The sequence below is a fragment of the Zoogloea sp. GDB6 genome (assembly GCF_056724105.1).
This window is the reverse complement of sequence record NZ_CM161497.1, coordinates 1,640,843-1,652,500: the sequence shown is the minus strand read 5'-3', so window position 1 is coordinate 1,652,500 and position 11,658 is coordinate 1,640,843. Positions and strand designations below refer to the sequence as shown.

The 11,658-nt window shown below is 60.6% G+C and carries 10 protein-coding genes and 1 tRNA gene (1 of these 11 running past the window's edge); 6 read left to right on the top strand and 5 right to left on the bottom strand.

The genetic code is table 11. From position 1 onward, the window contains the following. From AC1PQG_RS07480 to AC1PQG_RS07470, 3 genes are all read left to right on the top strand, one after another. Nucleotides 1–1,412, top strand: partial view of a circularly permuted type 2 ATP-grasp protein gene (locus AC1PQG_RS07480; RefSeq protein WP_481121983.1) — the 3' portion only. It extends 7 nt beyond the left edge of the window; only the last 1,412 of its 1,419 coding nucleotides appear in the window; the start codon falls outside the window, past its left edge; its stop codon occupies nucleotides 1,410–1,412. Between the two features lie 2 nt (nucleotides 1,413–1,414). Beyond that, a complete protein-coding gene (locus tag AC1PQG_RS07475) occupies nucleotides 1,415–2,365 on the top strand; it encodes an alpha-E domain-containing protein (protein ID WP_481121982.1) in 951 nt (316 codons plus the stop codon). A 54-nt stretch (nucleotides 2,366–2,419) separates the two neighbouring features. Then, nucleotides 2,420–2,496: transfer RNA gene (locus AC1PQG_RS07470), tRNA-Pro, on the top strand. Between the two features lie 82 nt (nucleotides 2,497–2,578). On the opposite strand, the gene AC1PQG_RS07465 is transcribed toward AC1PQG_RS07470, so the two are convergent. Next, a complete protein-coding gene (locus tag AC1PQG_RS07465; RefSeq protein WP_481121981.1) occupies nucleotides 2,579–3,727 on the bottom strand; it encodes a TIGR03088 family PEP-CTERM/XrtA system glycosyltransferase in 1,149 nt (382 codons plus the stop codon). Nucleotides 3,728–3,870: 143 nt separating this feature from the next. On the opposite strand from AC1PQG_RS07465, the gene AC1PQG_RS07460 reads away from it, so the two are divergent. Then, complete coding sequence (locus tag AC1PQG_RS07460; protein WP_481121980.1) at nucleotides 3,871–4,467, top strand: DUF938 domain-containing protein; 597 nt, start codon at nucleotides 3,871–3,873, stop codon at nucleotides 4,465–4,467. A 3-nt stretch (nucleotides 4,468–4,470) separates the two neighbouring features. Here AC1PQG_RS07460 and AC1PQG_RS07455 read toward each other — a convergent pair whose 3' ends face one another. The 3 genes from AC1PQG_RS07455 to pyrF form a co-directional block, all read right to left on the bottom strand. Beyond that, nucleotides 4,471–4,998: a hypothetical protein gene (locus AC1PQG_RS07455; RefSeq protein WP_481121979.1), complete on the bottom strand. Its 528-nt coding sequence runs from the start codon at nucleotides 4,996–4,998 to the stop codon at nucleotides 4,471–4,473. Between the two features lie 43 nt (nucleotides 4,999–5,041). Beyond that, nucleotides 5,042–5,947: a transglutaminase-like domain-containing protein gene (locus AC1PQG_RS07450; RefSeq protein WP_481121978.1), complete on the bottom strand. Its 906-nt coding sequence runs from the start codon at nucleotides 5,945–5,947 to the stop codon at nucleotides 5,042–5,044. Nucleotides 5,948–6,114: 167 nt separating this feature from the next. After that, the gene (gene pyrF / locus AC1PQG_RS07445; RefSeq protein ID WP_481121977.1) at nucleotides 6,115–6,933 is read right to left on the bottom strand and encodes an orotidine-5'-phosphate decarboxylase; all 819 of its coding nucleotides are present in this window, start codon (nucleotides 6,931–6,933) and stop codon (nucleotides 6,115–6,117) included. A 444-nt stretch (nucleotides 6,934–7,377) separates the two neighbouring features. Between pyrF and AC1PQG_RS07440 the strand changes: the two genes are divergently transcribed. After that, a complete protein-coding gene (locus tag AC1PQG_RS07440; protein WP_481121976.1) occupies nucleotides 7,378–8,601 on the top strand; it encodes a porin in 1,224 nt (407 codons plus the stop codon). Between the two features lie 122 nt (nucleotides 8,602–8,723). On the opposite strand, the gene AC1PQG_RS07435 is transcribed toward AC1PQG_RS07440, so the two are convergent. Continuing rightward, nucleotides 8,724–9,221 (bottom strand): hypothetical protein, encoded by a 498-nt coding sequence (locus tag AC1PQG_RS07435; RefSeq protein WP_481121975.1) that lies wholly within the window; start codon nucleotides 9,219–9,221, stop codon nucleotides 8,724–8,726. Between the two features lie 302 nt (nucleotides 9,222–9,523). On the opposite strand from AC1PQG_RS07435, the gene AC1PQG_RS07430 reads away from it, so the two are divergent. Beyond that, a complete protein-coding gene (locus AC1PQG_RS07430; RefSeq protein WP_481121974.1) occupies nucleotides 9,524–11,626 on the top strand; it encodes a TonB-dependent receptor family protein in 2,103 nt (700 codons plus the stop codon). The last annotated feature ends 32 nt before the right edge of the window (nucleotides 11,627–11,658 follow it).

Genomic DNA, 11,658 nt, shown 5'->3' with positions numbered 1-11,658 from the left:
TCACAAAATTCTTCAATGAAATGACTGCTGACGATGGGAGTGTCCGCAGTCATTACGCCGGCTACGCCAAGTGGCTGAACGAAACTCCGGCAGACCGCATTGAACGCAAGAGAGCGGAAGCGGACGCCCTCTTTCATCGTTACGGCATCACGTTCGCCGTGTACGGTGAGGAATCCGGTACGGAGCGCCTAATCCCGTTTGACATCATTCCTCGTATTATCCCTGCCAAGGAATGGAAAAGCCTGGAAGCAGGCCTGCGTCAACGTGTCAAAGCGCTGAACACCTTCATTCACGATATCTATCATGACCAGGAGATTCTGAAGGCCGGGCACATCCCCGCCGATCAGGTACTGAAGAATGCACAGTATCGCCCGGAGATGCAGGGTGTAAATGTCCCTTGCGACATCTATGCGCACATTGCGGGGGTCGATGTCGTCCGAGCCGGCGCAGGCGAGTTTTACGTGCTCGAGGACAATCTACGCGTCCCCTCGGGCGTGTCATACATGCTCGAAGACCGCCGCATGATGATGCGCCTCTTCCCTGAACTCTTCGCCCGACATCGCGTAGCCCCTGTCGAACACTATCCGGACATGCTGCTGCACACCTTGCGAAGCGTCGCACCGGTTGGCGTTGCCGACCCAACGGTGGTCGTCATGACACCCGGGGCATACAACAGCGCCTATTTCGAACACGCCTTCCTCGCGCAGCAGATGGGCGTGGAGCTGGTTGAAGGCCAGGATCTTTTTGTCGAAGACGATCAAGTCTTCATGCGTACAACCCAAGGCCCTCGCCGTGTCGACGTCATCTACCGTCGCGTCGACGACGACTTCCTCGACCCGCAGGCATTTCGCAAGGATTCGATGATTGGCGTCCCCGGGTTGCTGAAGGCCTACCGCGCCGGTCGCGTCACCCTGTCCAACGCCATCGGTACCGGCGTGGCGGACGATAAATCCATCTATCCGTACGTCCCCGAGATGATCCGCTTCTATCTCGGAGAAGAGCCCATTCTCAACAACGTACCTACATACATGTGCCGCAAGCCGGAAGACCTGGCCTACACCCTGGCCCACTTACCAGAGTTGGTAGTGAAAGAGGTTCACGGTGCGGGAGGCTACGGGATGCTCGTCGGCCCCGCGTCCACCAAGGAGCAGATCGAGTCTTTCCGCAAACATCTCGAAGCCAATCCTGACAAATACATCTCTCAGCCCACGCTAGCCCTCTCGAATTGCCCGACCTTCGTGGAAAACGGCATCGCACCACGTCACCTGGACCTGCGCCCCTTCGTGCTCTCCGGTACGGAGATCCAAATGGTTCCCGGCGGCTTGACGCGGGTCGCGCTACGTGAAGGATCGCTGGTGGTGAACTCCTCGCAAGGCGGGGGCACCAAAGACACCTGGGTACTGGAGGCCTGAAAATGCTGAGCCGCACCGCTGACCACCTGTTCTGGATGGCGCGCTATATGGAGCGCGCCGAAAACACCGCCCGCATTCTGGACGTAACCTACCGGCTATCGCTGCTTCCCCAGAACGGGGAAGACGTGGAGCCCATGTGGGCCGGCATGCTGAAAATCATGGAGCTTCAGGATACCTTCCTGGCCAAGCATCCGCGCCACACCACGGAAGCAGTGCTTGAATTCATGATATTCGACAGGGACAACCCGGGCAGCATCTATCGCTGCCTGCGGGCAACCCGCGAAAATGCGCACGCCGTCCGCGGCACGTTGACCTCCGAGCTATGGGAAACATCCAACGCCACATGGCTGAAGATGCGCGACCTGACACCCGCCAAGCTGTGGGAGAACGGCCCTGGCGCCTTCTTTGAATGGGTGAAGTATCGCTCCCATCTATCACGCGGCGTCACCATTGGCACCATGCTGCAGGACGAAGCCCTACGATTCATCCGTCTCGGTACCTTTCTCGAACGGGCCGACAACACCGCCCGCATTCTGGAGGTCAAGTACCTCAACCTGCTGCCTGGCACCGACGAAGACGCCACACAGGCCAATGACTATTACCAATGGAGCGCCCTACTCCAGTCCGTGTCGGCCTTCGAGGTGTATCGCAAGGTCTATCGTGATCAGATCACGCCACTACGAGTTGCCGAGCTTCTGATCCTGCGCGCCGACATGCCTCGCTCGCTGGCGCGCAGCATGAAAGAGGTTTACTCAAACCTGACTCGCGTCTCGAACGCTCGTTCTGCGGAAACCGAAAGGCTAGCGGGAGAGCTGGAATCGCATCTGCGCTTTGGCCGCATCGAACGCATCTTCGAAGTTGGCTTCCGGAACTACCTGGAAGACTTCCGCGACCGTATCTTTGATCTCGGCTGCCGCATTTCCGAAGACTTCCTCATCCCTGCCCGCGCATGAAATGCAATTAGGGCTTGGCAAAGCCGGAATACATGTCTATAATGCGCAGCTTGTCGGGGCGTAGCGCAGCCTGGTAGCGCACTTGCATGGGGTGCAAGGGGTCGCGAGTTCGAATCCCGCCGCCCCGACCATTGATTCAACAAAAAGCCAATCCTTCGGGATTGGCTTTTTGCTTTTTTGGCGCCTTGATGAAGGCGCCAAGCGTCTCCGGGATTAAACAGACTGACTGGGCATCCCTTCATAAAGCGCCAAGTAATTTCCAATCATCGCATCCATACTGAAGTTGGTGAGAACACGCTCTCGACCGGCCGCCCCCATCAAACGTGCCCTCGCAGGGTCATTAAAGAGCGCAGCAAAACCGCTCCCCATAGCTTGAGGATCAAGTGCAGGAACGAGTAAGCCCGTCTGCTGATCGACAACGAGTTCGGGATTGCCCCCTACTGCCGTGGCAACCACAGGCAAGCCTGACGCCATAGCCTCCAGCAGGGTGTTGGAGATCCCCTCGGCCTGGGACGGCAGCACGAAAACGTCGAGACCGCGCATGATCTCGGGAACGTCCGAACGCTCGCCCGCCATCCAAACCAGACCGTCGAGCCCCTCGCTTTTCACCAGTTCGGTAAGACTGTCAGCCAGTGGACCATTCCCCACGAGAATCAAGCGGGCACGTTTGGCCGCCTCCTCATTCGTACGCACGAACATTCCAAAGGCGCGGACCAGCGTCGGCTGATCCTTCACGGCCTGCTGACGCCCTACAGTTCCGAACACGACGAGATCCGGGTCATTGAAGGGCGAGCCGGAGATCTCTCGCCTCGTCGAGGCAGGCACGAAACGGTCTGCATTCACTCCATTGCAAATGCGCCTGATGCGGCCAGCCTCGATACCAACCCGTTCCACAAGGTAGGACTCGATCGTCCGCGACAAGGCGACGTATCGGCTGACGAACGGGGAATAGAGCTTTCTCAACAAGCGATACTTGCGATTCCGACCGTCCGGATCGGAATTGTCCCAGCCATGCTCCCCATGCAGGCGTAGCGGGACACCGGCCAACCAGGCCGGCACCACCATCTCGAGGGCGGCCAGGTTACGTGTGTGGACCACGGCAGGTTTGAGCTGCCGAAGCATCCGGTAGATCTTCGGGTACAACCGGAAGCCGTGACCTGAACCTTTGTTGATCGACACGAATTCCACATCGCTGCGCTGGATGCGTTGGCAGAAGGATGGCGAACAATAGGCCAGCGCGACAATCATGTGCCGAAAGCGCTCGACAGGCATCCGGTTGATCAGGTTTACGATACCGTTCTCAAGGCCACCTACATCGAAACTGTAAACAATGTGAATTATCAGGGGGCGACTGTCGCTCATCTTTCCAGGCTAGGGAGACTTTCCGAATCAGTCGCGGACTATAGCAGGTCTCTCGATCGCCTATTCCGGACGGATTTCCTGAAAAGGCGCAATTTGCGCTCTTGGCTGTCGGCGGCCGCCCCCTGACAACGAACACCGTAACTTTGATCAATCAAAAGCCCTATGCCCCTTCATGCGACCGCAACCGCGACGCCATCCTCGACATACTTCGAGTACGCTTCGCCGGCTGCCGGCAAGTTCTGGAGGTTGGCTCGGGAACGGGGCAGCACGCGATCCACTTTGCCGCCGCGCAGCCTCAATGGCTCTGGCAGACCAGCGACCGGGCCGAGAATCTGCCTGGCATCCGACAATGGCTAGCAGAGGCGGACCTGCCCAACACACCGCCGCCGCTTGAGCTCGATGTGTGCGGCACATGGCCTACCGTCCGCTTCGACGCCGTATTCTCGGCCAACACCCTGCATATCATGAGCTGGAACAGCGTTCAGGCCTTCTTCCGGGCCCTGCCCCAAGTGCTCACGCCTGATGCGCGCCTAACCGTCTACGGCCCCTTTAACTACGGCGGACACTTCACCAGCATCAGCAATGCCGAATTCGACACCAGCCTGAAAGCCGCACACCCCGAGCGGGGCATCCGGGATTTCGAAGCTGTCAGAGCCCTGGCGATAGAAAGTGGCTTCGAACTTGTTGCCGATGAGGCGATGCCTGCCAACAACCGCTGCCTGAGCTGGCAGCGGCGCTGAAACTCAAGCTCGATTCAGGCCCAGCAGTCCCATCGGCCCGTTGGAGGTGTTCAGCACCACCGAAGCGATCCCCCCGCCTTGTTGCTGCTGCACCCCGTAGATAGACAAACTTCCCGTGTCAAAGGAAAACACGTCACCCGACAGCTTGACCAGCAACTTGCCCGCGCTCGGAAACCACGCGTACGCCATGTCATTCTGACTACCGGAACTCGCCGGCGAGCCCAACTCGGCAGGCCACCAGTTGGCCGACTGGGCGAAGCCCCAGTTATTGCCAGCCGGCACCGCTGCAGGCGGCGCCTCCCGATGCTGGGACAATTCACTGAGAAGAGATCCGACGCGCCACTTGAGCCCCTCGTTGAACATATCGCCGATCATCATCATGCCGCCGCTCATCCACTGCCCCATTCCACCCAGTTCGGGGTGGCTGAACTGGGCCTGACTGAAGCCACCAGCCTGCAGGGCCGCATAGGCAGCACGGCCGGCATCTGCGCTGAAACCGTGCCTGGCGGCAATCTCTTCGATGGTGCTCATGGAAATCTCCTTTTGGATAGAGTGTTCTGTACGTTCCTGCGACTCAGCTCAACGGTGCCAAGCGTGTCCCGATCAGCACCGCGGAACCATCGTCGGTAGACAAGGCCTCAGGGCGCTTGCGTGGCAGCTCGAAGCCTCCCAGCGGGTCATGCACGGCCTCGATGGCAATCTTGGGCGACTCGGCCTGCACCGTCCCAAAGATCGTCGCAAAAGACACGTCCGCAGCATCGCGCCCTGTTCCGAAACGCATCAAGCCCATGGGAATCGCCGTGGCAGACGGGTCAAAGAGATACCAACGATCCCCCAGATAGACCTCCACATAGGCATGGAAATCACTTGGGCCCAGCGCAGGATCGGCACCGTAGTCAATACCGGCCACAAAGCGCGCCGGAATATTCAGGGCCCGACAAAGGGCGATCATCAAGTGGGCAAAATCCCGGCACACGCCAACGCGCTCTCCGAGCGTATCCAGCGCGGAGGTACTGGCATTGGTGGAGTTCGACTTAAAGGTCACATGCCGACCGACCCATTCGCAAATCGTCTTCACCCGCCCGTAGCCCGGCATCAGCATGCCGAATTCGCGCCCAGCCACATCGTACAGCCGGTCGGACTGGCAGTAGCGGCTGGGATAAAGATAAGTCAGCACGTCGGCTGGCAGGTGCGCCACAGAAACCTCCGGCACGTTCTCCGGCAAGGCGGTGTGGTGCTGCAAGTCAACCGTGGCGCTATACCGCAAGCGAAGACGTCCTGGCTCCGCCTTCAAGCGCATGTAGCGATTACCGGTTGTTGCGTCGGTATGGACCTGCGGCAGCAGGAACTGCCCGAGCTCCATCATCTCCGTCACCACCCGCTGGTAGCGCGTATGGGCGGCGTGGATATTAAAAATGAAATCACAGCCCGGCGGCGCGACTTCGTAATTCAGCTCGACAGAAAACTTGAGCCTGACCATAAGCGCCCTCGGAAACACAGCCTTGAACGCACAAACGCGGGTCATCCGGCAGGAGAAAAATGACCATCGCTGAGGGCACGACACCACCAACGACAAGTCGGTATCCTACTCTGCGGCACTGCAGCACGCCGGACTTTCTGCAGCACCGGGGCTATGGCGCCCAGCCTTCAGGATCGGTACCGGTTCACCTCGTCCCGTGTGGCCGATGCAACCCTGCGGGCCTGCGCCGCATAGTCCTCGCCGCTCCCCGCATATAGGATGGCCCGCGATGAGGAGATCATCAGTCCGGCACCGGCAACCGTTCGGCCGGCCTTGACGGTAGCCTCCACATCCCCCCCCTGGGCACCGATTCCGGGTACGAGTAGCGGCAGATCGCCCACGATGCGCCGAACGTCAGCCAGTTCCTGTGGAAAAGTCGCTCCGACTACCAGCGCGTTCTGGCCGTGCACGTTCCACTTGCCGGCCACCAGTTCGGCCACGTGCTGATAAAGCTTGGCACCGCCTTCCACAGTCAGGCTCTGCAGATCCGACCCGCCCGGATTCGATGTGCGGCACAGCACGATCAATCCGCGCTCAGGGTATTCGAGATAGGGCTCCACCGAATCGAAGCCCATATACGGATTCACCGTCAGCGCATCGGCCTGATAACGCTCGAAAGCCTCCCGCGCGTACTGCTGGGCAGTCGCCCCGATATCGCCACGCTTCGCATCGAGCACCACCGGCACGGCCGGATGCTTCTCATGAATGTAAGCGATCAGATCCTGCAACTGATCCTCGGCACGGGCCGCGGCAAAGTACGCGATCTGTGGCTTGAACGCACAGGCCAGATCCGCCGTCGCATCGACAATCCCCTTACAAAAGGCCAACACAGCATCGGAGCGCCCTTGAAGATGAGCCGGAAAGCGCTTTACGTCCGGGTCAAGGCCGACACAAAGCAGGGAGTCGTGACGCTGCCAGGCAGCAGCCAGTTTGGAACGGAAATCCATGGGCGCGCGGGCTCGACAGCCCGAAAGAGTGAAATCTGGGACGCGATTTTACCAGCGCCACCCACTTTTGCCGCAGCCCCCCGTGCCAGCCTCCGAACGTCCATGCTGCGCTACAGCATGCTCCACCCCTGTCACGAACTGCACCAGGGCTTCCGTAACGTCACAGCAGTTTGTTCATTTATTGAACAGGACAGATGTCGCACCCTGAACACGCCAGACATTCATTCGAAGAAAAAATACCGATAAACAACAATAACTTGAAAATTAATTCAGCTTATTTCGACCCATTCTCGCGGGATCTGGCACAGCACTCGCACATGGGTTGTTGCTCCGTCACGGCGTGTTTCCCAACGGAAACCCGACCTCGGGAGGAACGAAGTAGCGGCGCACCATAGCCCGCGCTTCGCTGGTGACATCAACGACAAAATTCCGGAGACAATCGTTATGAAGAAAACCCTTCTGGCCCAATCCGTCGCCCTCGCCTGCCTGGCTGCTGCCGCTGGCGGCGCCCAAGCAGTCAGCTTCACCCAGAATGACGTGACCGTCGATATCAACGGCACGATCAACGGCTTTTACGTGAACCGCGACTCCAAGACGGAGAACAAGGCCACGGGCGTCACCACCAAGAACCAGAACAGCGAGTTGACCAACGGTCTGCTGCCCGGCTGGATCAACTTCGTGGTCACCACCAAGGCCGGCGACCAGGATATCAAGGCTCACTTCAGCTTCGCCCCCGGTATCAACAACAACTCCACCGTCGTTGGCCTGCCGATCGGCAACAATGCTGGCGGTGCCGGCATCACCAACCCGTACAGCCAGATCGACACCCGTAACGTTTACTTCCAGTTCGGCAACAACGATTGGGGCACCCTCAAGTTCGGTCGTGACATCGGCCTGTTCGGCCAGAACATCATCCTGTCCGACATGACCCTGCTGGGCGTCGGCGGCACCTCGAATGCCGGTATTCCGTACAACACGACCTTCGGCATGATCGCCCACGGTTACATGTACACCGGCTTCCAGGCCCAAATCACCTACTCCACCCCCAACTACAACGGCCTGCAGGCTTCGGCCGGCATCTTCCAGCCCAGCCGTTTTGCTGGTGACCAGACCAAGACCCCCGGCTTCCAGGCCAAGGTCGATTACGACTGGAAGGGTTCCGTACCGGGCAAGGTGTGGGGTGGCCTCGTCACCCAGAGCACCAGTTGCTCCAGCGGTGCCGTTTGCGACGGCGTCACCAACCCGAAGAGCTTCACCGCTACCGGCTATGAAGCTGGGGTGAAGGCCGGCATCAACAACTTCGAAGCAGTGGCTTACGGCTTCAAGGGTAAGGGGCTCGGCCTCTCCACCATCGGCGCCCAATTCCTCGGTGGCAGCGATGGCTTCGGCAACAAGACCGACTCCCAAGGCTACTTCCTGCAGGGCACCTACAAGCTGAACAAGACCAAGTTCGGCATCAACTGGGGCCAGAACAAGGACAAGGACGGTGCAACCGCCTCCGTCTTCGGCGGCACCGAAAACAAGAACAGCGCCTACACCCTCGGTGTGTACCACGGCCTGAACAAGTTCGTGACCCTGGTTGGCGAATTCAACCACGAGAAGATCACCAGCTCCGCCTTCGAGACCAAGAACAACACCATCTCCGCTGGCGCGATTCTGTTCTTCTAAGCCATTCCAGGCGACGCAGTTTCGGTGGGCATCGGAAGTGCCCACCAACCAACCTGTTGTGTTTCTCCCTCCTTCAGGCGCCCTTCGGGGCGCCATTTTTTTGCGGGAAAAACGCTGTTGTCTCAGTCGTCGCGACCGCCGCGGCCGTGACCCCGCCCATGACCGTTGCCACGATCTCCGTCGCCACGATCCTGCCAGCCACCACCACGCTCGTCCCGTCGGTCCCAACGTTCCTCGCGATGCTCATGGCGGTCTTCATGACGCTCCCGCGGACGATACTCCGGACCCGACCGGTAACGGGGTGCATAGACGTCGTTGTACCAGCGGTCCTGCACAAAATAGACCGGGTAGCCACAGGCGTTATAACGCGCACAGTGCTTGCTCCAGTTCTTCGCATGGCCGGGCGGCACACGCAGATACAAGGGCTCCCGTACCACTCCACGCGGGACTGGCTGGATCACCATCGGCTGCGGATACAGCAGGGCCGGACGGGGAAAGCTGCCGATATCGAGACGACCGTAGAAATTGGGATCACCAATGCTGATGGATACCCCAACATCGGCCGCCATAGCGCCATGGGCCAGTACGCCCAGCGCCGTTGCAACAAGAATTCGTTTCATTTGATGTCCTCCTTCTCGACTTTATGGGAAACGCCGCACGCGGCCTGTAAGCGACTGTAAGCCAATAAGACAGGACATCGTGCAGGAAAACCGCACATTCACAACACGCCGGGATGTCTGGGGGGTATGGATGACGTGGCAGCCAGCGGCAGACATCGGCTCCACAGGAGAACACACGTTGCCCTCCCTGAATATCGCGACTGAATCATGATTTTCTTGAGGCGGACGCCCCCGCAAACAGGTATCTTCGGCCCGCTTCCGGCCACCTCCCGGACCCAAAGAACATCGGAGACAAACAACAAATGCCCGCCCGCTTCGCCCGTAGTCCGCTGTACGCTGCCCTGCTGTCTGCCCTCGCCGCCGCCCACGCACCGGCCATCGCGGCCGACACCCCGGCCGTGGTCCTCAACCCGGTCGTCGTGACCGGCAGCCGCGCCGAGGCCGCCAGTTTCGACCTGCCCGCCTCCATCGACGTACTGAACCGGCAGGAGATCACGTCGGGCCAGCCCCGCGTCAATGCATCCGAGGCCCTCGTCGCCGTCCCCGGCGTGGTCGCCAACAACCGCCAGAACTACGCCCAGGATCTGCAGATCTCGAGCCGCGGCTTCGGCGCCCGGGCCGCCTTCGGCGTGCGCGGCGTCAAGCTGATCGCCGACGGCATCCCCGCCAGCATGCCCGATGGCCAGGGCCAGGCCGCCACCTTCAACCTGGACGTGGCCGAACGTATGGAAGTGCTGCGGGGCCCGTTCTCGGCCATCTACGGCAATCACTCCGGCGGCGTGATCCAGCTGTTCACCATCGAGCCTCGCGACAATCCCAGCGTGGATGCCGGCTTTGCGGCCGGCAGCTACGGCACCCGGAAAGAGGACATCACCGCCCAGGGTAAGCTCGATGGCCTCGGCTACGTGCTCAACACATCCCGCTTCAGCACCGACGGCTACCGCGACCACAGCGCCGCGACCCGCGAACAGGCCTTCGCCAAAATCACCGGCAAGCCCGATGAAGACAGCAAGCTGACCTTCACCATCAACGGTCTGTGGCAGCACAACACCCAGGACCCCCTTGGCCTGACGCTGGCCGAATACAAGAGCAACCCGCGGAGCGTCGACCCGGTCGCCACGCAGTACAACACCCGCAAGAGCATCGACCACCTGCAGGGCGGTGTTGCCTACGAGCGCCGCTTCGGCTCCGACCTGCTGCAAATCTCCGCCTACAGCGGCCAGCGCAGCGTGACCCAGTACCAGGCCATCCCGCCGTCCGCCCTCGCCGTCACCAAGGGCTCCGGCGGCGTTGTGGACTTCGACCGGACCTTCTACGGCTACGGCGCCCGCTGGATCGCCATCGGCCAGGCCCTTGGTGGCAAGGTCACGACCACCACCGGCTTCGAATACGACGTCAGCAAGGACATCCGGAGCGGCTTCGACAACCTCAACGGCACCAAGAGCACCCTGCGGCGCAAGGAAGCCGACAACGTCGAGAGCTCCGGCGCCTACGTGCAGAGCGAGTGGCAGCGCGGCCCGTGGAGCCTGACCGGCGGCCTGCGCTACAACACCGTCAAGTTCGACATCACCGACCAGTACCTGCTCAACGGCAACGACAGCGGCGGCCGCAACTACACCAAGACCACGCCGGTCTTGGGCGTGGTGTACAAGCTCAATCCGGCAATCAATCTGTATGCCAGCGCCGCCAAGGGCTTCGAGACGCCGACGCTCAACGAGATGTTCTATTCCGGCAGCGGCGGCAGCTTCAATTTCGGCCTCAACGCGGCCCGCAGCAATCACTACGAAGTCGGTGCCAAAGCCCTCGTCGGCGAGAGCAGCCGCCTGAACGTCGCGTTGTTCCAGATCAGCACGGACGACGAACTGGTCGTCAACACCTCCACGGGGGGCCGGACCAGCTACAAGAGCGTCGGCAAGACCCTGCGCCAGGGCATCGAAGCCTCTTTCGATACCGCTTGGCGGCGTGATCTGAGCAGCCGCTTCGCGGTATCCCACATCCGGGCGATCTACGACGGCAGCTTCACTACCGGCACGGGCGCCAGCACCAAGACCATCAACGACGGCAACGCCATCCCCGGCGTCCCGCGCAGCACCGTGTTTGGCGACCTGGCCTGGAAAGTCACGCCGGCCATCACCACGGCCGTCGAAGGCGTCTATCGCAGCAAGATCTACGTGGAAGACACCAACACCGCCACGCCGGCCTCTTCCTACGCCATCGCCAATCTGCGCGTTACCGCGGAACAACGCCTGAACCACTGGCGCCTCAGTGAGTTCGCCCGCCTGGACAACCTGTTCGACCGCAACTACGTCGGCTCAGTGATCGTCGGCGACACCAACAGCCGCTATTACGAGTCCGCCCCCGGCCGCAACTGGATGGCCGGCATCAACGCCCGCTACACCTGGTAAGGCACTTGCGGGGGCGAGTTCATCCGCTCCCA

Excerpts from the sequence above, each read along its gene's own strand:
- AC1PQG_RS07430 (WP_481121974.1), top strand. The coding sequence starts at position 9,524 with ATGCCCGCCCGCTTCGCCCGTAGTCCGCTGTACGCTGCCCTGCTGTCT.
- AC1PQG_RS07475 (WP_481121982.1), top strand. The coding sequence starts at position 1,415 with ATGCTGAGCCGCACCGCTGACCACCTGTTCTGGATGGCGCGCTATATG.
- AC1PQG_RS07450 (WP_481121978.1), bottom strand. The coding sequence starts at position 5,947 with ATGGTCAGGCTCAAGTTTTCTGTCGAGCTGAATTACGAAGTCGCGCCG.
- AC1PQG_RS07440 (WP_481121976.1), top strand. The coding sequence starts at position 7,378 with ATGAAGAAAACCCTTCTGGCCCAATCCGTCGCCCTCGCCTGCCTGGCT.
- pyrF (WP_481121977.1), bottom strand. The coding sequence starts at position 6,933 with ATGGATTTCCGTTCCAAACTGGCTGCTGCCTGGCAGCGTCACGACTCC.
- AC1PQG_RS07435 (WP_481121975.1), bottom strand. The coding sequence starts at position 9,221 with ATGAAACGAATTCTTGTTGCAACGGCGCTGGGCGTACTGGCCCATGGC.
- AC1PQG_RS07455 (WP_481121979.1), bottom strand. The coding sequence starts at position 4,998 with ATGAGCACCATCGAAGAGATTGCCGCCAGGCACGGTTTCAGCGCAGAT.
- AC1PQG_RS07465 (WP_481121981.1), bottom strand. The coding sequence starts at position 3,727 with ATGAGCGACAGTCGCCCCCTGATAATTCACATTGTTTACAGTTTCGAT.